Here is a 23,865-nt window from a genome sequence, read left to right on the forward strand (position 1 = left end):
CGGTGATCGAGACGATCGACTCCAGTACCTCGTGTCTGCGTCAGGGGCGGTCGAGCACGATCTCTTGTGCCTCGACGTCCTCCAGCGCGGCGACCAGCCCGCCGACGGAGATCGGTTCGCCGTCCTCTCCCGCGACGCTGAAGGAGGCGACCTGTTCGGAGGCGTCGAACTCGTGGGCGACGACTCGCCCGGTCAGTTCGATGTCGTTACCCGTCGCCACGTCCCGGCCGCGTACCTCGGCGTGGAACTCCCCGCCGAGGTCGTTCACGTCCTTCACCGCGCGGCGGATGGAGGCGTACGTCCGCGGGAACGGCCGCCCCTCCCCGTCCGCCGACAGCGTCTCCGCGGTGGTCCACAACACGGTCCCGTAGAAACCGGACACCAGGAACCCCAGCGCAGAGCGGTTGAAGATCACACCGTAGCGGTCGCGGTCGTCGCGCAAGGCGTCTTGCGTCGCGTAGATGGAGTACTCCCCGTCCGCGACGGCGATGACGGGGGTCGTGATCCCGCGACGGGCTCGCGCCTCCGTCGAGACGGCCTCGTAGTCGAACTCCTCTGGCGAGGGCGCGCGGCTGGCGGGCGTGACGAGCAGTTCCACGCTGACGCCCGCGTCCACGCGCTCCGCGAGGGTGTCGCGGAAGCGTCGCAGCAGGTCGGGCGTCAGCGACAGCGCGAGTTCGTAGTCGGCGTCCTCGACGATCTCTTCGAGGTACCGGAGGATCGTCGACCGCGACTTCACGAGCGAGACGGCCTCGGTGTCGCGTGCCGGTGCGGTGTAGCGCGCCTCCAGTTCGTCGACCATCTCCGCCAGCGACGAGCGGATGTCGCCGAACGCGTCGCCGGGGTCGACGGCGACGATCTTCATCGGGCGCGACTCGCGCAGTTCCACCAGGCCGCGGTCCGAGAGACTCCGGACGGTGTCGTACACCCGCGGTTGCGGGATGTCCGTCTCGGCGGCGATCTCGCTGGCGGTCAACTCCCCGTGTTCGAGTACCGCGAGGTAGGCGTCGATCTCGTACTCGCCGAGGTTGAACCGCTCCCCGACACGCTCCATCGTCGTCCGCAGTTCGTCCGTCATACTCGCCTCTCGGGTCTCCCCCGGTAAAACAGTTTATCCACGTCCGAGTTGCACCGCGTTCCGAAAGTGTGTTCCCGTGCCACGGGAACGGCGCCTACTCCTCGAGCTCGAAGGCGACGGTGACCTCGGCCTGGTACTCGCGATTTTCGGCCGAGGCGACCTCGACGCCCATCTCGTCGACCTCGACCCAGTGGACGTTCTGGAGTGTCTCCTCGGCGCGGTCGATGGCGTCGTCCGCGGCGTCGTCGAAACTCTCGGTGCTCCGGCCGATCAGGGTGATCTTCTTGAAGACCATCGTCCGGGCAGACCCACGGACGACGGTGGGATAACTCTACTGGCGAAAGCGGTGTCGCCGCCGGGATCAGCCTTCCATCCCGCCGAACGACAGCCCGCCCTCGAGGTAGCCCTGGGCGAAGAAGTACACGCCCATGATCGGCGCCGCGAACGACAGCGCGAACGCCGTGAAGCGTGGCCACGGGGTGAACCGCTGGCCGGCGACACCGAACAGCCCGACCGGGAGGGTCGCGTTGCTCGGCTCCAACAGGAGGTTCGCGACGACGAACTCCATCCACCCGGTGAGGAAGGTGAAGATGAGCACCGTCGCCAGCCCCGCCTTCGACAGCGGGATGACGACCTCCCAGAAGACGCGCAACGGCCCCGCGCCGTCGACGACCGCGGCCTCCTCGTAGGAGACCGGGATGCCGTCCATGTACGTCTTCAACAGCCAGGTGTTGAACGGCACCGCGGTCGCGGCGTAGTACACCGCCAGCGCGACCTTCGAGTTGTACAACCCGGCCTGCTGGAACAGGATGTACAGCGCCAACAGCGTCGCGATCCCCAACCCGCCACCGACCTGCGTGAACAGGACGTAGCCGTAGAGGATCTTCGAGCGGCCTTTGAACGAGCGCCGCGAGAGCGCGTAGGCGGCCGGGATCACGACTAGCAACGCCAACACGGTCGTGAACGTCGCCACGACGACGGAGTTGTAGAAGAACCCCGCGAAGTTCGAACAGCCGCTCGGGAGCGCCCCGCAGTTCACCGGCACCGGCAACCCGGGGATCTGGAACGTCAGCGTCCCGATCGGCAACTCGATGGGCAACTCGTGGGGCTTCGTGAAGCTCCCGAACACCCACTTGTACGCCAACAGCGTGGGTTGTTCGGGCCAGAGTTTGATCGCACCGGGACTCAACACCGTCGAGTTCGGCGGCGAGATCGACACGACGAACGCCCAGTACACCGGGAACAACAACAGGCCCGTCAGGCCCATCGCGCCGCCGGTGTAGAGGGCGGTCACGAGCACGTCGCGGAGGTCGCGGTCCCCGTTGGCCACGTCGCGAACCGCACCCGTGGCCGAGCGAACCGGACTCGTCAGTCGCGTCGCGGCGGCGGCGAGGACGCTCACGCCTCGGCCACCCCCTCGGTGAGGTCACCCTTGCGCACGGCGAGCCACATGAACAGCCCGATCACGAGGATCGCGAGGATCATGATCGAGGCCCCCTCGCCGTACTGGTTGGCGTTCAACGCCTCGCGGTAGCCGTACAGCAGGATCGTCTCGCCCGTCCGGCCAGACCGACCGTTGGTGAACACGAACGGGATGAGGAACTGCTGGAACGACGCCGCGGCCGTCAGGATCGAGCCGAACATCACCGGGCGCTTGATCGACGGGAGCGTGACGTGCCAGAATCGCTGGAGGAACCCCGCACCGTCGACGCGCGCGGCGTCGTGGAGTTCCGTCGACACGTCTTGGAGCGCGGAGACGACGATGATGACCAGGAACGGGTACGCCAGCCACACCTCCGTCACGTTGTAGGTGACGAACAGGAGCGTGCTGTTCGTGAACCACGAGATGGCCTGCTCGCCGCCGGCCGCGAGCCAGAGTTTGTTCGCCAGCCCGAACCGTGCCGGACTGAAGATCTTGTTCCAGATGGACACCGAGAAGATCACCGGCAGCCCCATCGGCAGGATCACGACGGAACGGAGCAGCCGTTTCCCTCGGACGCGCTGGTGGTTCAGTGCGAGCGCCACGACGAGTGCCAACGCCACCTTCAACACGACGCTGGAGGTGACGAACCCCATCGTGTACACCATCGAGCCCCAGAACCCGGGGCTGGTGACCGTCCCCACGTAGTTCGCGAGGCCGACCCACACCGTCCCGCCCGTGATCGCAGCGACCACGCCTCCCTCGAACAGCGAGAGGTACAGCAGGAACGACAGCGGGAAGAACATGAACCCCGCGAACAGGAACAGTCCGGGCGCGACCAGGAGGAACCCGGCGTTGCGGTCGACGGATCGACGGAGTCGACTCCCGAGCCCCGTCGCGTCGACGCCCCGTGCGGTCGAGAGCAGACTCATCCCGTCAGCCCCAGTTCTCTTTGATCTTCGACTCCGCGTCCGACATCGCCGTCTCCAGGTCCTTCTTCCCGTTCAGTGCCTGGGTGAACGCCGTCTCCGTCGGCCCCCACACGGCGTTCATCTTGGGGTTCGTCGGGATCGGCCGCCCGGCACTCACGTTGGCGGCGAAGCCCTGCACCTCGGCCGGCAGGGCGTCGCTCCCCTCCAGACTCTGCAGGACCGGGATGAACCCGAAGTCGTTGGCGAGCTGCTCGTGGAGGTCCTCGTTCGTGGTGTACCACTCCGCGAAGGAGCGGGCGGCCTCGCCGGCCGACCCCTCCGCGCGGGCGGTGAAGTACCACAGCGAGATCCCCGTGTACGGGCTCGGCTCGTTGCCGTCCACGCTCGGGAGCTTCGCGACCTCGTAGGGCACCTCCAGACTCCCAGTGAACCACGGGCCGTTGATCGCGAACGCGGCCTTCCCGTTCTTGAACGGGGAGGTCTGGGCACCGTACGCCGGGTCGTCCGGCATGTACGGGTACAGGTCCTCGATGACCGTCCGGAAGCCCTGCAGCGTCTCCTCGTTCGTGAGTCCGAGCGAGCCGTCGGCCTCGTCGAAGTAGTAGCCGCCGAAGGCGTGTGCCCACGCGCTGTAGAAGTAGCCGTTCAGCGGGTACGAGAGACCGTACTGGCCGTTCTCGGGGTCGTGGTACTCCTCCATCGCCGACTGCATCTCCGAGAGTGTGCTCGGGACGCTGTCGACGATGTCCGTGTTGACGATCAGCCCGACGGTCTCCGAGGAGAACGGCAGCCCGATCAGTTCACCCTTGTACTGGGCGGCGTCCTGTGCCGTGCTGGTGAAGGTGTCCAACGACACCTCCACGTCGTCGCTCTGGTCCGACAGCAGTTCGTTCTTGTAGAACTCCCCGGTCCAGTCGTGGGCCCACCCGAAGGTCGTCGGCCCGTTGCCGGCCGCCAGCGCCGTCTTCGTCTTCTTCTTGAGGTCCTTCGTGATGTTCTCGTGTTCGACCGTGTGTGGACTCTCCGACTCGAACGCCTCGATCTGGGACTTGATCGACTCCACCTCGTCACCCTGCCGGTTGGTCCACAGCGTCGCCGTCCCCGGCGTCACCGTCTCCGTCGCGTCCGACCCCTCGGAGTCGCCCGCCTCCGTCGAGTCGCCGCCGGAGTCACCGGAACCGCCGGAGTCGCCGCTCGACTCCCCGCCACTGAACGACACACAACCCGCGAGTGCCGCCAGCGTCGCCGATCCACCGACCGCCTTCAGCAGCGAACGTCTGTCACCGTTCATGATGTAACCTGTTGCGAAATATTGCTTCGGGCATTTAATTCTTCGGGCTACGCTCACCCCGTTGCGACACGGTGTAGCTCGGGCCGGGTGCAGAATTTTGCTCTCCAGGCGTTCTAGATGCTCATCTCGACCAGTAGTGGCCGAACACTTCTGGGCTGTTCGCGGGGGTCGTCTCGCGGTTCGACGACGAAATTTCACTTCGCAGTTCGAACGGCCGCGCAAGAGTTATGAGAGGTGGTCGGTACATCTCGGTAATGGCACGAGTCGAGCTGCGTGGACTCCGGAAGGAGTACGACGGTGGCGACATCGTGGCGGTGGAGGACCTCGACCTGACGGTGCCGGACGGGGAGTTCGTCACCGTCGTCGGGCCCTCGGGGTGTGGGAAGACGACGACGCTGCGGATGATCGCCGGGCTGGAGGAGCCGACGGCCGGCGAGATCCACTTCGGCGACGAGGACGTGACCGACCAGACCGCCCAGGAGCGGGACGTGGCGATGGTGTTCCAGAACTACGCGCTGTACCCACACAAGACGATCCGGGAGAACATGGCGTTCGGGCTCCGGATGAGCACGGACCTCTCGGAGGCCGAACGGAACGAGCGCGTGGAGGACGCCGCGGAGATGATGGGCATCTCCGAGCTGCTCGAGGACGTGCCGGACGAACTCTCGGGGGGACAGAAACAGCGGGTCGCTCTCGGACGCGCCATCGTGCGCGAACCGGACGTGTTCCTCTTCGACGAGCCGCTGTCGAACCTCGACGCCAAGCTCCGGACGACGATGCGGACGGAGATCCAGCGCCTCCAGGAGGAGTTCGGCATCACGGCGGTGTACGTCACCCACGACCAGGAGGAGGCGATGACGATGGGGGACCGCATCGTCATCCTGAACGACGGCAAGCGCCAGCAGGTCGGCGAGCCGTCGGAGGTGTACGAGAACCCGGCCAACCAGTTCGTCGGCGGGTTCGTCGGCTCGCCGTCGATGAACTTCGTCCCCGTAGACGCACGGACGGACGGCGACGACGTGGTGTTGACCGGTCGCGACGGCGACGGGTTCGAGTACCGCCTCACCGCCGGTCGCGCCGACGCGATCCGTGGTAGTGCCGACGGCTACACACTCGGGATCCGTCCGGAGAACGTCGAGGTGAGCGCCGACGGCGACGGTGTGCCCGCGACCGTCGAGGTGATCGAACCGATCGGCTCCGACAACTACCTCTACCTCGATCTCGGCGAGAGCGAGAGCACGCTCGCGGCCGACGACCAGCCGGAGTTCGTCGCCCGCGTCGAGTCGACCGTCCAGCCCGAACTGGGTGCGGTCGTCTCCGTGCGGTTCCCCGAGGCGGACGTCCACCTCTTCGACGAGACCACCGGGGAGGCGATCGACGTGGTCGAACCGCAGGTCGCCGCGCAGTAGGCGGCCGACTCACTCCCCGCCGACCAGCTCGCCGGGCCCACGGAGTGCGTCGCGTTCTGCCAACTCCGTCGCCGTCGCGGTCCGGAGCGCGTGGGGCCACCCGAGCGGCCGCGCACAGTCCGCGCACCCGTCGTCGAACACCTGTTCTGGGAGGTAGCCGCCGTCGTCGAGGAGACTCCCACCGGGCAACAGCTCCCCCAGCAGCGTCCGTGCCTGGGCGTCGCGTGCGTCTGCGCGGTCGTCCCCGAGGTCTCCCAGCAGACTGCCGAGCGTGGCGCTCGCGTGGGCACCCCAGGCGGTCGAGACGGTCCACACCTTCGGCTCCGCCTGGGTCTTGCGGCGCCACGGGTCGCCGTCGAACCGCGCGAGCCCGCGGACGGCGTCCGTCTCGCGGTACAGCGCCGCCAACGTGTTGTCGACGTGTGCGACCAGCCGGTCGAGACGGGCCTCGGAGAGATCGTACCCGGCCGCGTGCAGTTCCGCGTAGGCGCCCGCGGCGGCGAGCGACGCCGCGTCCGCACGCGGGTCCGCGTCCGCGGCGCGCTCACTCACGAGTGCCGCCGGGTCCGCGTCCGCCGCTGCCGTCACCGCACCGCCGTCCGCCGCGTGATCCGTGGCGGCCTCGGCGGCGTCGGCACCACTCCCGGCGTCACCGCCGGTCGGTGCGGGCCCCTCCAGTCGGAGCGCGTACCGCTCCGCCTCGGGGAGCCAGAGTCGTTCGACGCCGGTCGTCAGCGCCGACAGACTGCGGTCGACGCGCGCCTCGAGGTCGTCGACACGCGCCGCCAGTCCCGGGTCGTCCGTCACGCGCGAGAGCGCGGCGAAGGCGTGGAGGAACGTGAACGCCGTGTGCGAGAAGCGGCCCTGCATGTTCTCCCAGGCGTTCTGACACCGCACCGGCAGTCCGTCGGCCGCGAGCGTGTCCTCCAACGCCGGAACCGCGTCGGCCAGTGTGTCGCGGACGCGCTCGGGGTCGGCGGGGTCGCCGGTCCGGAGGTACGTCGCGAGGAACGCGACGACGCTGGCGGTCTGGTCCGCCTGGTAGTCGCCGTCGTCGCCGGCCTCCAGGCGTGCGTTCGCCCACCCGGGGGCCAACGCCCCGTCGTCGGGCCACACGCGGTGGGGCCAACTCCCGTCGGCGGCCTGCGTGCCGGCGTAGAACGCCGCCGCGCGCTCGTGCCACTCGTCGAGGTCGTCGGCGACGCGGTCGTCGGTCGCGAGCAGGAACCGGGCGATCTCGGCGTCGTCGCGGAACCACGTGTAGCCGTAGCCGCCGGAGCTCGCGTAGAACGGGTCGAAGTCCGGTCCCGCGATCCGACCGCCACCCGGCGCCGTCAACAGCCGGAGCACGCGCCGGTCCTGTGCGAGCACCCGTGCGAGCCCGTCGTCGTCCGTCGTCGGGGTGTGTCCGCCCGGCGGCACCACCGCTCCCGTGACCGCCGTCGCGACACCCGTCTCGCGAGTGGTCTCGGCGGCGTCGCGGACGCGTGACAGCGCCGCCTCGCGCGGGGTCTCGGCTGCCTCCGTCGGGAGCGTGACGACGCCCGCGGTGCCGTCGTCCGCTCGGGCGACGAGGACGATCCCGCCGGTCAGCGAGCGGTCCTCGTACGCACCACCCGGGCGGTCCGTGGGGTACTCCGTCGGCTCCGGCGACAGCGCGTCCCCGAGCGTCGGTGGGATCTCGCCCGTCAGTCGCGTCGCGTCGGCGGCGACCGCGAGGTAGTCGTGTTCCGTCCGGTGGTACGCCTCGACGGCGTCCCCGTGGTGGAGCAGCGAGCGGCGACTCTCCACGCGGTCGGGCGTGAACTCGACGTAGCCGTACACCGTCGCCGGCACGTCAGTCTCGAAGCGCGTCCGGTGACAGCGCCCGTCGGTGTAGTCGCGTCGTCGGACGGTGTGCCCCGCCACGTGGTACGTCGTCTCGATCACCGTGCTCCCCGGCGCCGCCCCCGTGTCCTCCGGTCCCGCGCCGAACGTGTCACCCGCGGCGTCTGCACCGTCGTCTCTGTCCGTACTGCCGTCTCCGTCCACGTCGGCGTCGGGGAGCACGTACCGCTGGTCGCCGTCCGCGAACCAGTGGACCGTCGCGTCCGCCAGCGGGACGGGTTCTGTCTCGGCGTCCGCGTCCGACTCGTCGTCGTCCGTGTGTGGTCCGTCGTCGTCCGCGTCCGACCCACCGTCGATCTCCCCGTCGTCGTGGAAGACGATCCCGAACCGAGAGCGTTCGACGCCGGCGAGTCCGGAGAGGGGGTAGCTGTAGTCGCGCGTCCGGCCGTCCGGGGCGACGTGGACCAGTCGATCCCCCGTGCCGGAGAACCGCCCCGTGGGTGTCCGGAACTCCCCCGGGAACACCCTGTCGTCACCCCGCGTGCGCTTGACGTCGTCGAGAGCGTGACGGAGACTCATTGCCACTCCCGAAGACCCCGGCCGGGATAAATGTGGTGTAGTTTCACTTCTCGCTTCGAACGAGCCTGCAACGAATCGCTGGACGGCGGCGGCGTCTCTGGGGGATCGTCCCCCGAGACGGCAGTGCCGTCGCAAGGTCTATGCGACCGGCAGGCGACGCGTTGCACGATGGACGACGAGACGTTGCGAGAGCGACTCACCGCGCTCGGACTCTCGGAGAAGGAGGTCGCGACCTACCTGTCGGTGCTGGAGAGCGGTGGGTCGAAGGCCAGCGAGATCGCCGCCGACACGGGTGTCTCGAAGCGGTACGTGTACAGTCTCGCCGAGCAACTGGCGGATCGGGGCCTCGTCACCGTCGAGGACCACACCGTCCCGACACGGGTCCGTCCCCGCCCACCGGAGGAGGTGATCGAGTCGCTGGCGGCACGCCTCGACGAGATGGAGGCGGCGCTGGAGGCGCGGTACGACGAACGGGACCGCGAGGAGACCACTTTCGACGTGATCAAGTCCCGTGCCACCGTGTTGAGTCGCCTCTCGGAGACGGTCGCGCAGGCGAGCAACGAGATCACGCTCACGCTCCCCGAGCGCTACCTGGAGGAGGTCCGCCCGGAGTTGGAGGCCGCCGTCGACCGCGGGGTGCTCGTGTTGCTCGTCGTGACGGACACACCCGCAGAGGGGATCGACCCGGACACGGTCGCGGGTACCGCCTCCGTCGCGCGGACCACCACGCAGCCGACGCCGATCATGCTCACCGTCGACCAGTCGTTCGGGCTCGTCTCGCCGCTGGACGTGGTCTCGCGGGCCGACAGCGACCAGCAGGCGATCGGCTTCGTCCAGCCACGACTCGTCCCGGTGATCGTCGGCTCGTTCCTCGGCAACTACTGGCAGATGGCTCAGGAACTCGCCGCCGCCGATCCACTCCCGCTCCCGGAGACGTTCACGAACTTCCGACAGGCCGTCCACCAGGCGACGCTGCACCTCCGCGAGGATCGACCGGTGCGGATGACGGCGCCCGTCAGGCCGGTGGTCGCGGAAGACGATCCCGAGACGATCTCGGGCACCGTCGTCGACACCCGGCAGGGACTCGTCCGCCCCGAGACGAACTCCTACCCCATCGAACACTCGCTGGTCGTCGAGACCGCCGACGGCACCGTCACCGTCGGCGGTCCCGGCTCGTTCCTCGAGGAGTACGAGACCGACGAGGTCGAACTCCACCTCGCGGACGAGGAGTGAGACGGCTCCGCGGACGAGGAGTGAGACGGCTCCGCGGACGAGGAGTGAGACGGCTCCGACCGACCGGGTGGGCCGGACCTCGCGGGGTCCCGCTCACCGGTGACCGACGGCGTTCAGGAACGCTCTCGTCTCGGCGAGCCAGGCGTCGGCCTGGTCCAGGTGCGGGTTGTGGCCGCTTTCCTCGAAGATCCGGAGCCGTGCGTTCGGCAGCAGTTCCGCGAGTTCCTCGCTGGCGGCGACGGGTGTGATCCAGTCGTGGCGGCCGACGGTGACGAGCGCGGGCACCTCCACGTCCGGAAGCGCGTCCGTGTAGTCCATCTCCGGGAACACCTCCGAGAACACGTGGTTGTGCGTCTCGTGGTGGAAGTGGAGCGACTCGATCTGCTCGGCGGTGGCCGTGGCGTCGAACTCGTCGAGCGACGCGGCGTACAGCGGCGCCATCCCGTGGTAGAGGCGTTCGAACTCCTCGTCGGACGGTACCTCCCCGTCCATCACCCGGTCGAGTTCCGCCGCGGTGATGTGGGGCACGTCCAGGTCCCGCTCGCGTACCTCGGGGAGCCGGTCGCGTGCGGTCTCGCGGGCAGCGCGGTCGTACTCCGGCGTCGCCGCGGTGTCGCGGAACACCACCGCTCGGAGGTGCTCCGGGTGGTCGATCGCGTACTGTTGGGTGACGAACCCGCCGTACGAGCCGCCGATCAGGACGACCTCGCCCAGCGACAACGCCTCGCGCAGCGCCGCCACGTCGGCGGCGAACTGCTCGTTGGTGTACGGTGGCGCCAACTCGGAGCGACCACACCCCCGGTGATCCGGGACGACGAGGTGGTAGTCGTCGGCGAGCGTCTCGAACGCACCCAGCGGCTTGCGCCCGTCGCCGATCCCCGGACCCCCGTGGAGTGCGAGGATCGACGGGTCGCTCGGGTCGCCGCGTGTCTCGTAGTATATCTCGGCACCGTTCAGCGTCGTGCGTGGCACGACTCCGCCGTCGGGGCGCTCCTGTGAGAAGCTACCGGCCGGTGGCGGGTGGCGGGACACGGCCCAGCCAGTAGACTCGGAACCCGCCCTCACCCGCTGACTCGGAACGCGGACTCGGTCGCAGACGCGGGACCGCCGGGTCTCACTCCCGGTCGGCGTCACACCAGTCGACGAAGTTCTCGACGAGCGGTTTCCCGGCGTCGGTGAGGATGCTCTCCGGGTGGAACTGGACGCCGACGTGCGGCCGCTCGCGGTGCCGAACCGCCATCACGACCCCGCGGTCGTCGTCGGTGCGAGCACTCACCTCGAGACTCTCCGGGAGGTCGTGGGGCGCGACGCACAGCGAGTGGTACCGCCCCACCTCGATCCGCTCCGGGAGCCCGGCGAACATCCCCCGTCCGTCGTGGGTGACGACGGAGGGCTTGCCGTGGACCACGTCGGGTGCCTGCCCGACGGTGCCGCCGGCCGCCGCACACAGCGCCTGGTGGCCGAGACACACCCCGAGTGTGGGGTACGACAGCTCCGCGAAGACGGGAATCGAAACTCCGGCGTCTGCGGGCGTCCCGGGACCGGGCGAGACGACGATCCCGTCTGGATCGAGTGCACGGATCCCGTCCGTGTCGATCCGGTCGTTCCGCCGGACGGTGACGGCCGCGAACTCGCCGAGGTACTGCACGAGGTTGTACGCGAACGAGTCGTAGTTGTCGATCACCAGCACCTCCGGCTGGGACCCGGTCGTCGTCGGCTCCGACCCACTCACGGCCGCTCACCCCCAGTCTCCTCGTGCTCGTGGCCGGCGACGGGACTGTCGGAGTCCTGCCGTCGCGACGACTCCGGGTCCGACCGTTCGGACTCGTCGCGCCCGGCGACCGCCAGTGACGCCCCGTCGAGGTGGTCGTCCAGCGCCGCGACGAGTCCGCGCGCCTTGTCGAGTGTCTCCTCGTACTCGCGGTCCGGCACGGAGTCGTGGACCACGCCCCCGCCGACACGGAGGCCGTAGCTGTCGCCGGTCCGGACCAGCGTCCTGATGAGGATGTTCAGCGTCGCGCGGCCGTCGAACCCGACGATCGCCAACGACCCAGTGTACGGCCCGCGACGGGTGGTCTCCAGCGTCTCGACGATCTCCATCGTCCGCGGCTTCGGCGCGCCGGTGATCGTCCCGCCGGGGAACACGGCCGCCACGTCGTCCGCGAGCGACCGATCCGGCCGCTCCGCGCCGGTCACGAGCGAGACGAGGTGCATCACCGCCGCGTAGCGGTCGACCCGCCGGTACTCCGGCACGGACACCGAGCCCGGGACGGACACCTTCCCGAGGTCGTTTCGCTCCAAGTCGACCAACATCGCGTGTTCCGCACGCTCCTTCTCGTCGCCGGTCAGTTCCGCCTCCAACTGCTCGTCCGCCGCCGTCGTCGCCCCGCGTGGACGCGTCCCGGCGATCGGCTCCGTGACCAGCCGTGCCGTCGCGTCCGGGTACTCGGCGAGGAGGTCGTCGCCGGCAGGGCCTCCCTCTCCGAAGTCACCGCCACCTCGGGGGTCACTCCCGCGCGGCTCCCGGCGCAAGAGGAGTTCCGGACTCGCGCTGGCGAGGTCGACCCCCCGGAACTCGACCAGTCCGGAGTACGGTGCCGGGTTCCCGGCGCGCAGTGCCGCGTACGCCTCCACCGGGTGGACGGCGGCGGGTGCCGTCAACCGGTGGCTGACGTTCGCCTGGAAGGTGTCGCCCGCGCGGACGAACTCGCGGACCCGCTCGACCCGCTCGGCGAACGCGTCCCGCCCCACGTCGGCGTCGAAGGTGACGGCGTCTGCGTCTGCCGGCGGCGCCCCGACCGTCGGGTCGCCGTCGCGGACGCGCTCTGCGAGGTCGCGTGCCGCCGCGAGCGCGCGGTCGTACCCCGTGTCCGGGTCCGTCCCGACCGGCGGACTCGCGACGATCCGGAGCGTCGTCTCGCCACCACTCGCCTCGCCAGTCTCGACGCTCTGCTCGCCACCACTCGTCTCGCCGGTCCCGTCGTCACTCTCCCCGTCACCGGGCATCTCCCAGGCCGCGACGGTGTCGTACCGGGCCACCTGGAGCCGCGGGAGCCCGCGCTCGTCGGTCGTCTCGTCGGGGAGTCGTTCCAGTTCGCGAGCCACGTCGTACGAGAGCCACCCGATCGTGCCGCCGGGGTACGGCACGTCACACGGGCCGCGGACGAGTGTGCCCGTCTCCAGGAACCCCTCCAGTGCGGCGAGAGTCGGCGAGGGGGCGGCGTAGTCGCCGTGACCGCCGTGGTCGCGGTCTCGCACGACGGCGTCGGCGCCGACCGTGAGCGTCTCCACGGGGTCGACGGCGACGTAGCCCCAGCCAGACTGGCCGCCGGTCGTCTCCAGACAGACGCTCCAGTCGTCGCCGCGGGCGCGACGGTACGCCTGGAACGGGTCCGAGACGGACACCCGGAGTTCCACCGGGACTCGGTCCTCGGGCGCCGCCGTCTCGGCGAGCCGACGGTATGTCTCGCGGTCCGTCGTTCGCTGCATACACCCCGTCCGTGTGTCGAGAGAAAGTCAGTTCCGGTCGGCCCGCCGGTCGTCTCACTCGTGGGTCTTCGCGCGGTCGACCCACCGGGCGACGCGTTTGGCCGACAGCTCCGTCCGGTCGGCCAGCGCGTCTGGATCGACGGCGGCCAACTCGGCGACGCTCTCGATCCCCGCCGCGGCGAGTTTGTCGGCGTACGCCGGGCCGATCCCCTTGATCTCGTCGACCGGCGTCCCGTCGTCTACGGCGTCGGACTCCACCTCCGCGGTGTCCGCCGGCTCCGTCGCAGCCGCCGAGTCGGCTGCCGTCGGCTCCGTGTCGTCCGCCTCCTCGGTGTCGACCTCTGTGTCCGTCGCCGTGTCGTCCGTCTCCTCGGTGTCGGCCTCTGTGTCGTCCGCCTCCTCGGTGTCGGCCTCTGTGTCGTCCGCCTCCTCGGTGTCGGCCTCTGTGTCGTCCGCCTCCTCGGTGTCGGCCTCTGTGTCGTCCACTTCCTCGGTGTCGTCCACTTCCTCGGTGTCGTCCGCCTCCTCGGTGTCGGCCTCTGTGTCGTCCGCCTCCTCGGTGTCGGCCGCCTCGTCCGCGTCGGTTTCTTCCGCCGCTTCCTCCTCCGAGTCGTCGAGTTCGCCGGGCTCTGCGGCAGTCTCCTCGGTCTCCTCCTCGTCTGCAGCCGTCTCGTCGACCGCTCCAGCCTCGTCCACCTCCGTCTCGCTGGCACTGTCGGTCGCCTCGTCCGCCTCCGTCTCGCCGGTGCTGTCGGTCACGTCGTCCGTCTCCGTGGCCGTCGCGTCGGTGTCCGCCGTCGCGGTGTCGTCGTGCTCTGTCGTCCCCTCAGAGTCGCCGTCGTCTCCCTCGACGTCCGTGTCGTCGACGGCGGCACCGGCGTCCGTGCCCTTCACCGCGGCCTCGGACTCCGTCGCCGGCGCCGCGCTCTCGCCGTCTCGCTCGATGGTGACGCTCCCACCGTTCCCACCACTCTTCGTGCGGTCCCGGCCACCCAGGCCGAGGAGCCGCTTCACCGTCTCGATGATCGACATACCGAGACGTTCCGTCACCGACCGCAAAAAAGCGACGGGGAAGCGACCGCACTCGCCACCCGGCGACGCCGACCCGCTCGCGAGGTGTCTGTCACCCGCTCGGAACCCACCTACGGGCCGCCCACCGCCCGTCTACAACTCCGCCCGGAGCGCCTCGTTCATCGCCGCCACGGGGGCGTCGTGGCCGGTCCACCGCTCGAAGGCGACGGCACCCTGGAACAACAACATCCACGCGCCGTCGACGGTCTCGGCCCCCGCGGCCGCCCCCTCGCGCAACAGACGCGTATCCAGCGGGGTGTAGACGGCGTCCAACACGGCCAGCTCCTCGTGTAACAGCTCCGCCGGAACCGGCGTCGCCTCCGGCGCCTCCATCCCGACGCTGGTCGCGTTCACCAGCACGTCCGCCGACGGTACGCGCTCGGTCAGCCCGTCGAGTCCACCGGCGGTCAGCGTGGCGTCGAGCCCACCGTCGCTCGGCGTCCCCGGGTCGCTCGTGTCGCCGTTCGTGCTCGTATCTCGTCCTTCCTCACCCCCACGACCCCCCTCGCCGCCGTCGGCGAACGACCCACGGAGGTCCGCGACCAGCGTCTCTGCGCGCTCGACGGTGCGGTTGGCGACGTGGACCGACGCCGCCGACTCCGCGAGTGCGGCCGTCGCGGCCCGTCCCGCACCGCCCGCACCGATCACGACGGCATCCGTTCCGTCGAGTGACACGTCGTGGTGGGCGAACGCGCGCCGGACGCCCGCCACGTCCGTGTTGTCGCCAGTCGGCGGGTCCGTCGCGAAGTCGACCGTGTTCACCGCGCCGACGCGGCGGGCGCGCGGCGTCGGCTCGACCGCGGCGAGCACGTCGCGTTTGAACGGCACCGTGACGTTCAGCCCCGCCACGCCGAGGTCGGCGGCACCCGCGACGGCGGCCGCGGCGTCGTCCGGCTCGAAGGTGACGTACCGCGCGTTCAATCCGAGGTCGTCGTAGGCGGCCTCGTGCATCGGCGGCGACAGCGAGTGGTCCACGGGGCTCCCGAGGAGACCGTACACGTCCATACCACTCGACGACCCTCCCAGGGTGAAAGCCTCTCGGTGGACGCACTCGCGAGGCCAAGATACTTCGGTCCCCTTCGAGAACACCGAGCAAATGCCACGAGAGAGCTACCAGGAGCGTCTGGACGCGCTCCGCGACGACGTCCTCTACATGAGCGAGTTGGCCGCCGGGCAGGTTCGCGACGCGCTCGACGCGCTGGCGCGGACGGACGCCGAGTTGGCACGGCAGGTGATCGACGGCGACGAGGAGCTCAACCAGTTGTACCTGGAGTTGGAGTCCGACTGTGTGGACCTGCTCGCACTCCAGCAGCCCGTCGCGGGCGACCTCCGGTTCATCGCCTCCTCGTTCAAGATCATCACCGATCTCGAACGGATCGGCGACCTGGCGACGAACCTCGCGGAGTACGCGATGGACGCCGAGGAGACGGTGTTCCCCGACGTGGACGTGCAACGGATCGGCGAGTTGGCGTTGGACCACCTCGACCAGGCGACCACCGCCTACGCGACCGAGGACACGGAACTGTGTCACGACGTGGCGGCCGCCGACGACGAGGTGGACCGGCTGTGTACCGAGGCCAGCGAGTCCATCGTCCGCGAACTGGTGAGCCAGTCCGACGACGACCGCGACGCCGACGTGCTGCTCTCGGAGGTCTCGCGGCTGTTCCTGACGATCCGCGACCTCGAACGGGTTGGCGACCACGCGGTCAACATCGCCGCCCGCGCGCTGTACATGGTCGAGAACGACGACGCACTGTTGTACTGACCCCGGCGCTGGCGTCTCGGTCCGTCTCGGACGTCGTCGCCCCCTCGCCACCGGCTACCGCGAGTGTTGCCGAAGGTTGAAGATTCTGCGAGCGAAGGAGGTGGTATGGACTTCGAGCTGACGACGGAACAGCGGCAGATCCGCGACATGGTCGCGGAGTTCGTCGACGAGGAGGTCGTCCCACGCGCGGCGGAGATCGACGAGGAAGACGAGTTCCCCGCCGACCTGATCGACGAGATGGCCGACCTCGGCCTGATGGGGATGCCGTTCCCCGAGGAGTACGGCGGTGCGGGCCTCGACTACCACAGCTACGCCATCGGTCTCGAACACATCTCTCGTGGCTCCGGCGGTCTCGGCACCATCGTCGCCGCCCACATCTCGCTGGCGGGCAACATGGTGTACGCCTTCGGGAACGAGCGGCAGAAGGAGGAGTACCTCGAACCGCTCGCGCTGGGCGAGGAGATCGGGGCGTTCGCGCTCTCGGAGCCACAGGCCGGCTCCGACGTGCCGGCGATGGACACGACCGCCGAGCGCGACGGCGACGGCTACGTGATCGACGGCGGGAAACTGTGGACCTCGAACGGGTCGGTCGCCGACACCGTGATCGTCTTCGCGAAGACGGACCCCGAAGCCGGGAACCAGGGGATCTCCTCGTTCGTCGTGCGCCCGGAGACGGACGACGGCTTCGTCGTCGAGAACACCGAACACAAGCTGGGCGACAAGGGGTGTCCGACCGCCGAGTTGCGGTTCGACGACATGTACGTCCCCGAGGAGCGCCGACTCGGCGAGGAGGGGCGTGGGTTCGTCCACGCGCTGAAGACGCTCAACGGCGGCCGGATCACCATCGCGGCCCGTGGCGTCGGAATCGCCCGCGCCGCACTGGAGGAGGCGGCCGACTACGCGACGGACCGCGAGCAGTTCGACCGGCCGGTCGCGGAGTTCCAGTCGATCCAACACAAGATCGCGGACATGGACACGAAGCTCCAGGCCGCGAAGATGCTGATGCACAAGGCTGCCGACATGAAGATCCGCGGGGAGGACTTCGTGAAGGAGGCCGCACAGGCGAAGCTGTACGCCAGCGAGGTGTCCCGCGAGGTCGCCAACGAGGCGATCCAGATCCACGGCGGGTACGGCTACACGAAGGACTTCCCGGTCGAGCGCTACTACCGCGACGCCAAGCTCAACGAGATCTACGAGGGGACCAGCGAGATCCTCCGGAACACGATCGCCGACCAAGTGCTGGAGTGAGGACGCGCTCGCGGCGCCCGAGCGGGCGGTGTCGTGTCGCGGTGGAGACGAGCCGCCGGGCCGAGACGAGCCGCCGGGCCGAGACGAGCCGCCGGGCCGAGACGAGCCGCCAGGCCGAGACGAGCCGCCAGGTCACCGATCAGTGCCAGAGCCACGGTCACACACGACCGGTTCGCGTGCCGTCGTGGTGGCGACGCTCCTCTTGCTCGCGGGGTGTGGGACCATCGGCGGTGGCGTCGCCGGCGACGACGCGGACCGAAGAACGGTGAACCCGGCCCTCGCCGGGACCCCCTCGCCGAGCCCCACGCCGTCGCCGACGCCGAGTCCGTCGCCGACACCCCGGTACCCGACCGGCGTCGGCCCGGACGGCGTCGACGCGTTCGCGCTCGCGGCGAGTCACCAGGCCACGCTCCGAGAGCGAACCGGGCGGGTCCGCGTGACGACGACCGTCGAGACGCCAGACGGAGATCGACTCGGTTACGAGCGAGTGACCCTCGCCGTCGCCGGCGACCGGGCGCGGTACCGACGGGTTCGACGTGGTGACCTGGTACGGTCCGACGACGGTGTCGTGAGGCTCTCTGGGTGGGCGACGGACTCCGTCGTCGCCGAGCGTGTCGAGCGTGGCGACGAGGTGACGCGGTACCGGTACGACGACGACCCGCCGGCGGTCGGGACCGACAGCACTGTCGACGGACGAGCCCTCGTCTACGGCCTGTTGGACGGGTGGCGACTCCGCTACGACGCCGCGGCGTCGGCGAACGGGAGTGACGGGACGGCGGTCCTCGTCGCCACAGAGCCGGTCGGCGGTGACGCCACCGACTCCACCGGGGCGGAGGCCGCAGACGGTCCCACCGTCCGCGTCGTCGTGCAGCCTTCCGGACTGATCGAGCGGATTCGCGTCCGGTACCGGACGACCGTCGACGGGCGGCCGATCGTCGTCCGATCACGGTTCCGACTCCGATCGGTCGGCGACGTTGGGGTCGAACCGCCACGGTGGATCGACGTCGCCCGCAACCGCGCGGCAGACGACGACGGGTCGGACACCGGGCTGCCCGGCGGCGGTCCCGTCGACGACACCGGGACGGAGGTGCGTCCGTGACGACGACGTGGCTCCGGTCGTCGGTGCTCGCCTTGCTTCGGTCGTCAGTACTCGCCTGGCTCCGATCCTCGGGACTCGCCTTGCTTCGGTCCTCGACACTCGTCGGAGCCGTGTCTACGGTACTCGCTCGGCTCCAGTCGTCGGCCCGCACACGGGCCGACACCCGCACACGTGCCACGGTCGTCCTCGTCCTCGCCGTCACACTGGCCGGCTGCGGTGCCCTCGGCGGTGTCGGTGGTGTCGGCGACGGTGACCCGGACCGGAACACGGTGAACCCGGCGCTCGCCGGGACTCCCTCGCCGAGTCCCACGCCGTCGCCGAGTCCGACGGCTTCGCCGACGCCCGTACAGACGGCGACACCGGGGCCGAACCCCAGCGCCGTCGCGCGTCGCCACGCGGGGGTACTCCGCGCTCGGAGCGGCGCCGTCTCGTTCGTCCGGACGGTGCGGACGCCGGACGGCACGCCAGTCGCCACCGTCCGGCTCGCGGGTCGGGTCGACGGTCCGCGGTCACTGTTCGTTCGCCGCGCGGGAGTGACGCGACCCGACGCGTGGCGTCCCGCCGGCGAGAACCGGACGGCGTGGACAGACGGGACCGACAGCGCACGACTCGTCGACGGAGAGCGGCAACCGGTGGTCGTCGACGAGTTGACCCCGACGGAACTGCGCTCCGCGAGCGGTGCCTCGCAGGTGCTGGCGCTGTTCACGCGGTGGCCAGTCGCGTTCGCCGGCTCGCGCGAGACGGCGACGGGGACGGTCGCCGTGTACACCGCAACCCGGTCGCGCGCGGCGTGGATCGGCGGACGTACCGCGCGGAACCTCTCGGTGCGAATCCGTGTCCGCGAGTCCGGACTGGTCGACCGTGCGACCGTCCGGTTCCGGACGACCGTCCGCGGCCGACGTGTCGCGGTGGTCGAACGGTTCCGCGTGACTGCCCTCGGGAACGTCACCGTCGAGCGACCACCGTGGGCGACCACCGGACGAGCCGTCGAGTGGTTCGGTCACTCGACGGACCGCGACGAGAGCGAGTCGGTGGGACCACGAGACGCCATCGACGACGGGGCGTGACCGCTCGCGTCCGGAGGTCGACCGACTGCGTGCCGCCGCGTTGAAGATGGTCCGGAGACAGTCGTCCACTCGTGTTCGGAGACACCCGCCACGTCGCCGCGGTGGTGACACTGGTCGTGCTGGCCGGGTGTGGTGCGGTCGGCGGCGGTGCCGGCGGCGACGGCGGAGCGGAGACGGTGAACCCCGCACTCGCCGGCACACCGTCGCCGACACCGACTGCGACCCCCACACCGCCGCGACCGCCCGGCTTCCAGCGCGACCGGACCGTGCTCGGCGAGGTTCGCCTCGCGCACGCGACCGCCTTCGCGTCGCGCGACGCCGCGTTCGTCCACAGCCGACGCGTGGTGACCGAGAACGGGTCGCTGGTGAGCCACGAGACGGCACGCACCGTGACCGACGGTGACTCGGCTCGCTCCCGGTTCACCTACCGCGACAGAGACGCCGACGGAACGGTGTCTCACGGCCGTGTCGACAGGTACGCCGACCGCACCGTCACCGCGTTCCGCGCGCGTCGCTCGCACCGGGAGAACACGACCTCTGTCCGTCGTCGGTCCGACGGCGTCGCCCCGCGTGCCGACGGCGGGCAGTACGTCTACGAGATGCTCTCGGGGCTCCAGTTCTCGGTCGTCGGGCGGACGACGAGCGGGAACGCGACGGTCGTCCGACTCCGCGCAGAGGCGGACCGTGCCCCGTACGGCGCCGGACTGACACGACGCAACGTCACCGCGACGGTGAACGTCACGCTCGAGGGGCTCGTCGTGTCGGCACGTGCTCGGTTCGTCGTCGACCGGATCGGCGACGCCGTCGTCGTCACCGAGCGGTTCCGCGTGACCCAGCGGCGTGGGGCCGTCGTCGAGCGCCCGACGTGGGTGACTCGGCGACTCGCGAACGAGACCGCGGTGGGGACGGCGACACCGACGGGGACGGAGACCGATTCGGGGACCGTGACACCGACGGAGACCCCCGTGGCGACGGCGAACGAGACGGCAGGCGGTTGAACGGAGACGAGACAGAGTGAGAAGTACGCAGACGGAGGAGTACGCGGACGACTCGTCCGCGCGGCGCGTGTTCACCCCTGCGTGTCGGGGAGGTCGTACTCCTCGGGCGGCGGCACGTACAGCAGGTCCAGCGTGAACCCGAGTGCCAGCGGGACGCCGATGGTGACGGCGATGGCGAGCCCCGGACTCCCGAGGTCGGGACCGATCCCCAACACGCCGGTCGTGATCAGCGTCACGACGAACAACAACAGCGGAGTGAGCATCGCGGTGTAGATCACCCACCCCCAGCGAGTCTTCATCCTGATCCTGAAGAAGCGGGTGCTCACGGCCGCCAGGAGGGTCTGGACCACGAGCACCACGCCGAAGAGGACCAGTTCTGCGACGGTGGCCATACTCGGTGTACGCTCGTCGCGCACTTCCCGCTGTCGGAGCGTCCCGCCGGTAGCGAGCCGGTCGCCCGGTCAGTTCGTCGTCGTCACCTCGACCACGTCGCGGTGGTCGAGTTCCGTGTCTGCTCCGACCTGCCGCCCCGTACGAGCGTCCGTCGCGTAGAGGAACCCCTCGCCCACGTCGGAGTGGATCGCGTTCGCGAACCCCTCGGCGGTGACCCCCTCCGGGAAGAGGAGACAGTCCTGGAGGAAGGTGCCGTCTGCCCGTGGCGACCCGTTGCCGGGGAAGACGGCGATCGTCTCCAGTTCCTCGAACAGCGCCGTCTCGATCGCCGTCTGGACACCCGTCCCGCCGAAAGTCTCGAGGAACTCGCGGATCCGGTCGAGACCGGCGCGCTTCTCCTCCGGAAGATCCCCCGTCACCTCGAAGTCGGCGTCGCCAGGATCGTACGCGACGACACCCGCCGCCGCGGCGTTCTTCAGTGCCTTCTCGGCGTGGGCGGAGACCGGGACGAACGTGAGGTGGTCGTAGTCGGGGTCGGACGTGATCTCGCGCCAGTTCTCGCGGGCGGCCGCCGTGTCCATCTTGTTGGCGGCGATCACGATGGGCTTCGTCGCGCGTCTGATCGCCGTCGCCAGCGCCGCCTCGTCGCCGTCGTCCCACTCGTCCGGGTCCGTCGAGAGTCCCAGCCGGCGGCGCAGCCGGTCGATCTCGTCGTCCGAGATTCCGAACGACGAGAGCTGCTCCGCGAGGTCGACGGCCAACTCGGAGTCGTGGCCCTGGTAGCCCGACCGGTGGCGTTCGAGTCCCTTCCGGAGGATGTCGAGGTACCACGCGTCCAACTCCTCCTCGAGGAAGTCCACGTCCTCGCGTGGGTCGTGTCCCTCCGTCGGCTCCCCCTCGGCGTCGGTCTCTCCACTGAAGTCGACGACGTGGACGAGCACGTCCGTCTCGTTGAGGTCCGTGAGGAACTGGTTGCCCAGCCCGCGACCCTCGTGGGCGCCCGGGACCAGCCCGGCCACGTCGACCAACTCGACCGGGACGTACCGCGTCCCGTCGGCACAGTAGCCGTGGTTCGGGGTACACTCGTGGTCGCCGTCGAACTCCGGGGCGGCACAGTCGACGCGGACGTACGCCTCGCCGACGCTGGGGTCGATCGTCGTGAACGGGTACGCGCCCTCCGGCACGTCGTTCGTGGTCGCCGCGTTGAACAGCGTGGACTTCCCGACCGAGGGTTTGCCCACCAGTCCGATCTCGTAGCTCACTACCGTCGTCGGCGGGGGCGACACTCCAGTGGTTTCCGGTCCGTCCTCGCTGCGCGAGTGACTCTCACGCGCGTGCCGGACGGCCGGTGGGGCTGTCCGCTCGTGGTGCGGCGACCACGAGACCGACCCACACGAACGGAAACCGGTTTGACCCGGGGGTGCCACTACGCCTCCGTGAACAAGTACGGTCACGTACTGAACGGGGTGTTGCTGGCGCTCGGGTTGGCGCTGGTGTTGGGGGCGGAGTTGAGTCTGACCACCGTCGAGTGGGGGGTGCGACTGTTGCCCCCGGTCGTGCTCGGGGCGTTGTTCCCGGACGTGGACACGGCGTTCGGGAAGCACCGGAAGACGCTGCACAACCTGCCGGTGTTGGCGCTGTTCGTGGCCTACCCGCTGTACTTCGACAACCTCCACTTCGTGTGGGTGGGGATCGCGACCCACTACCTGTTGGACGTGGTCGGCAGCAAGCGCGGCATCGCGCTGTTCTACCCGTACACGCAGGAGTACGGCCTCCCGATCGGCGTCGCGGTCTCCAGCGAGTACAGCACCGTCGTCACCGTGGTCATCTCGGTGTTGGAGGTGGGTCTCCTCGCCGCGATCCACGTCTACGTGATCGACCTCGTGGCGACGACGGTCAGGCCGGAGTTCCTCGCACTCCTCCCCGAAGTGGTGCGGGGTCTGCTCCGCACCGCCGGACTGGCCTGATCTGGTACCGACTCGGGACGGGCGGATCGACACCGTCCGCGACTCAGTACATCGCCACGTCGTCGAACCGCCCGTCGTAGGCGATGTGGCGTGGGTGGGTCGGCTCCATCCCGGAGAGGAACAGTCGGTCGAGTTTCCCCCAGGAGTTCTCGTAGCCGAGGTGGGCGAACTCGGCGAGCCGACGGAGTTTCGTCGCCGGATCGCGTCGTTTGACGAGTCGCCTGTCCGCGCCGTCGCGGACGGCCTCGACGAGCGCCGTCGCAGAGTCGATGGCGCGGTCGAACTCCGTCCACACGGACCCCACGGTCCCGACGAGGTGGGCGTACGAGGAGGCGAACCCGGGCACGTCGAACGCCTCCGCGACGCGGTCCGCGCGGTCGTTCTGGAACGCGAACTGTTTGCCGTTCAGCGTCTCCACGGCGTGGATGCTGTCTCGGTACGCCCCGACCTCGGCTCTGGAGAGGCTGACGTTCAACAGCTCCGGGTGTGGGACGAGCACGGCGGCGTCCTGCTCGTCGAACGCCGACAGCGCCCCCTCGAAGGTGACGAAGTCGGGAACGGGGTCGGAGAGGCCGAGCGCGAGCAGGTGGCGGCGACTCCGCCAGTCGCCGGTGAACACCTCCCTGGCCGGGACGACCAGCAGGTCGTCGTCGGAGAACCGGGCCGCCCGCTCGCGGATCGTCGGCAGCCGCGTGAAGTGGGGTGCGTACACCAACACGTCGATGCCGGCCGTCTTGGCCCGCTCGACAACCTGCTCGTTCAGGATCTTGACGTGGAAGTCCACGCGCGTCGCCCCGTCGCTCACGGACGAGGGTACCCCGGGACCGACTTGTCGGTTCCGTTTCACCGCGTCGCGGTCGTACCGTCTGCCCGTGGTCGGCGTCTCGGGACGACCGCCACCGTGGCCGGTGTTCCGTGACCGAGGGCCGTGTCGTCGGATCGGAGCCGGTCTCGGCGGGCGCACTCACGTGGCGACAGCGAAGGCTTTTGCCGGTCGCC

Annotated in this window: 22 protein-coding genes; 8 read left to right on the forward strand and 14 right to left on the reverse strand. The window is 69.8% G+C overall.

The window, feature by feature from the left end; all coding sequences use genetic code 11:
- Positions 1-40: 40 nt before the first annotated feature.
- From trmB to RYH80_RS00790, 5 genes are all read right to left on the reverse strand, one after another.
- Positions 41-1,078 carry an HTH-type sugar sensing transcriptional regulator TrmB gene (trmB, locus tag RYH80_RS00770; RefSeq protein WP_370901953.1) on the reverse strand — a complete coding sequence of 346 codons (1,038 nt, stop codon included), beginning with the start codon at positions 1,076-1,078 and terminating at the stop codon, positions 41-43.
- Positions 1,079-1,172: 94 nt separating this feature from the next.
- On the reverse strand, positions 1,173-1,373 hold the full coding sequence (locus RYH80_RS00775; protein WP_370901954.1) for a dodecin: 201 nt from the start codon (positions 1,371-1,373) through the stop codon (positions 1,173-1,175).
- A 66-nt stretch (positions 1,374-1,439) separates the two neighbouring features.
- Positions 1,440-2,480: a sugar ABC transporter permease gene (locus RYH80_RS00780; RefSeq protein ID WP_370901955.1), complete on the reverse strand. Its 1,041-nt coding sequence runs from the start codon at positions 2,478-2,480 to the stop codon at positions 1,440-1,442.
- The gene (locus RYH80_RS00785) at positions 2,477-3,430 is read right to left on the reverse strand and encodes a carbohydrate ABC transporter permease (protein ID WP_370901956.1); all 954 of its coding nucleotides are present in this window, start codon (positions 3,428-3,430) and stop codon (positions 2,477-2,479) included. Before RYH80_RS00785 ends, RYH80_RS00780 begins: the two co-directional genes overlap by 4 nt.
- Positions 3,431-3,434: 4 nt before the next feature.
- Complete coding sequence (locus RYH80_RS00790; protein ID WP_370901957.1) at positions 3,435-4,721, reverse strand: extracellular solute-binding protein; 1,287 nt, start codon at positions 4,719-4,721, stop codon at positions 3,435-3,437.
- 254 nt (positions 4,722-4,975) lie between these two features.
- On the opposite strand from RYH80_RS00790, the gene RYH80_RS00795 reads away from it, so the two are divergent.
- Positions 4,976-6,130, forward strand: coding sequence for an ABC transporter ATP-binding protein (locus tag RYH80_RS00795; RefSeq protein ID WP_370901958.1), 1,155 nt, complete (start codon positions 4,976-4,978; stop codon positions 6,128-6,130).
- A gap of 9 nt (positions 6,131-6,139) precedes the next feature.
- Here the strand turns inward: RYH80_RS00795 and RYH80_RS00800 are convergent, their stop codons facing one another.
- Positions 6,140-8,536 carry a DUF7997 domain-containing protein gene (locus RYH80_RS00800; RefSeq protein ID WP_370901959.1) on the reverse strand — a complete coding sequence of 799 codons (2,397 nt, stop codon included), beginning with the start codon at positions 8,534-8,536 and terminating at the stop codon, positions 6,140-6,142.
- A gap of 168 nt (positions 8,537-8,704) precedes the next feature.
- Here RYH80_RS00800 and RYH80_RS00805 point away from each other — a divergent pair, with 168 nt between their 5' ends.
- Positions 8,705-9,769 carry a TrmB family transcriptional regulator sugar-binding domain-containing protein gene (locus RYH80_RS00805; RefSeq protein WP_370901960.1) on the forward strand — a complete coding sequence of 355 codons (1,065 nt, stop codon included), beginning with the start codon at positions 8,705-8,707 and terminating at the stop codon, positions 9,767-9,769.
- A gap of 93 nt (positions 9,770-9,862) precedes the next feature.
- Here RYH80_RS00805 and RYH80_RS00810 read toward each other — a convergent pair whose 3' ends face one another.
- From RYH80_RS00810 to RYH80_RS00830, 5 genes are all read right to left on the reverse strand, one after another.
- The gene (locus RYH80_RS00810; RefSeq protein ID WP_370901961.1) at positions 9,863-10,741 is read right to left on the reverse strand and encodes an alpha/beta fold hydrolase; all 879 of its coding nucleotides are present in this window, start codon (positions 10,739-10,741) and stop codon (positions 9,863-9,865) included.
- Between the two features lie 142 nt (positions 10,742-10,883).
- Positions 10,884-11,501: an anthranilate synthase component II gene (locus RYH80_RS00815; protein WP_370901962.1), complete on the reverse strand. Its 618-nt coding sequence runs from the start codon at positions 11,499-11,501 to the stop codon at positions 10,884-10,886.
- Positions 11,498-13,258, reverse strand: a complete 1,761-nt coding sequence (locus RYH80_RS00820) for an anthranilate synthase component I family protein (RefSeq protein WP_370901963.1) — start codon at positions 13,256-13,258, stop codon at positions 11,498-11,500. The genes RYH80_RS00815 and RYH80_RS00820 overlap by 4 nt, the downstream gene beginning before the upstream one ends.
- A gap of 54 nt (positions 13,259-13,312) precedes the next feature.
- Entirely contained in the window at positions 13,313-14,290 is a 978-nt protein-coding gene (locus RYH80_RS00825; protein ID WP_370901964.1) for a helix-hairpin-helix domain-containing protein, read from the reverse strand.
- A gap of 132 nt (positions 14,291-14,422) precedes the next feature.
- Positions 14,423-15,334: a shikimate dehydrogenase family protein gene (locus RYH80_RS00830; protein ID WP_370901965.1), complete on the reverse strand. Its 912-nt coding sequence runs from the start codon at positions 15,332-15,334 to the stop codon at positions 14,423-14,425.
- Between the two features lie 91 nt (positions 15,335-15,425).
- Between RYH80_RS00830 and phoU the strand changes: the two genes are divergently transcribed.
- The 5 genes from phoU (at position 15,426) to RYH80_RS00855 (ending at position 20,506) form a co-directional block, all read left to right on the forward strand.
- On the forward strand, positions 15,426-16,094 hold the full coding sequence (gene phoU / locus RYH80_RS00835) for a phosphate signaling complex protein PhoU (protein ID WP_370901966.1): 669 nt from the start codon (positions 15,426-15,428) through the stop codon (positions 16,092-16,094).
- A 105-nt stretch (positions 16,095-16,199) separates the two neighbouring features.
- On the forward strand, positions 16,200-17,342 hold the full coding sequence (locus RYH80_RS00840) for an acyl-CoA dehydrogenase (protein WP_370901967.1): 1,143 nt from the start codon (positions 16,200-16,202) through the stop codon (positions 17,340-17,342).
- A 187-nt stretch (positions 17,343-17,529) separates the two neighbouring features.
- The gene (locus RYH80_RS00845; protein ID WP_370901968.1) at positions 17,530-18,441 is read left to right on the forward strand and encodes a hypothetical protein; all 912 of its coding nucleotides are present in this window, start codon (positions 17,530-17,532) and stop codon (positions 18,439-18,441) included.
- Entirely contained in the window at positions 18,438-19,508 is a 1,071-nt protein-coding gene (locus tag RYH80_RS00850; RefSeq protein WP_370901969.1) for a hypothetical protein, read from the forward strand. Before RYH80_RS00845 ends, RYH80_RS00850 begins: the two co-directional genes overlap by 4 nt.
- Before the next feature lie 71 nt (positions 19,509-19,579).
- Complete coding sequence (locus RYH80_RS00855; protein ID WP_370901970.1) at positions 19,580-20,506, forward strand: hypothetical protein; 927 nt, start codon at positions 19,580-19,582, stop codon at positions 20,504-20,506.
- Positions 20,507-20,577: 71 nt separating this feature from the next.
- Here RYH80_RS00855 and RYH80_RS00860 read toward each other — a convergent pair whose 3' ends face one another.
- Both RYH80_RS00860 and RYH80_RS00865 read right to left on the reverse strand, forming a co-directional pair.
- On the reverse strand, positions 20,578-20,898 hold the full coding sequence (locus RYH80_RS00860) for a DUF7991 family protein (RefSeq protein WP_370901971.1): 321 nt from the start codon (positions 20,896-20,898) through the stop codon (positions 20,578-20,580).
- Between the two features lie 69 nt (positions 20,899-20,967).
- Positions 20,968-22,161 carry a redox-regulated ATPase YchF gene (locus tag RYH80_RS00865; RefSeq protein ID WP_370901972.1) on the reverse strand — a complete coding sequence of 398 codons (1,194 nt, stop codon included), beginning with the start codon at positions 22,159-22,161 and terminating at the stop codon, positions 20,968-20,970.
- A 174-nt stretch (positions 22,162-22,335) separates the two neighbouring features.
- On the opposite strand from RYH80_RS00865, the gene RYH80_RS00870 reads away from it, so the two are divergent.
- Positions 22,336-22,866 (forward strand): metal-dependent hydrolase, encoded by a 531-nt coding sequence (locus RYH80_RS00870; RefSeq protein ID WP_370901973.1) that lies wholly within the window; start codon positions 22,336-22,338, stop codon positions 22,864-22,866.
- Positions 22,867-22,909: 43 nt separating this feature from the next.
- Here RYH80_RS00870 and RYH80_RS00875 read toward each other — a convergent pair whose 3' ends face one another.
- Entirely contained in the window at positions 22,910-23,671 is a 762-nt protein-coding gene (locus RYH80_RS00875) for a PHP-associated domain-containing protein (protein ID WP_370901974.1), read from the reverse strand.
- Between the last annotated feature and the right edge of the window lie 194 nt (positions 23,672-23,865).

Origin of the sequence: Halobaculum sp. MBLA0147 (genome assembly GCF_041361345.1) — an archaeon.
In the GTDB taxonomy this organism is placed as follows: Archaea; Halobacteriota; Halobacteria; order Halobacteriales; family Haloferacaceae; genus JAHENP01.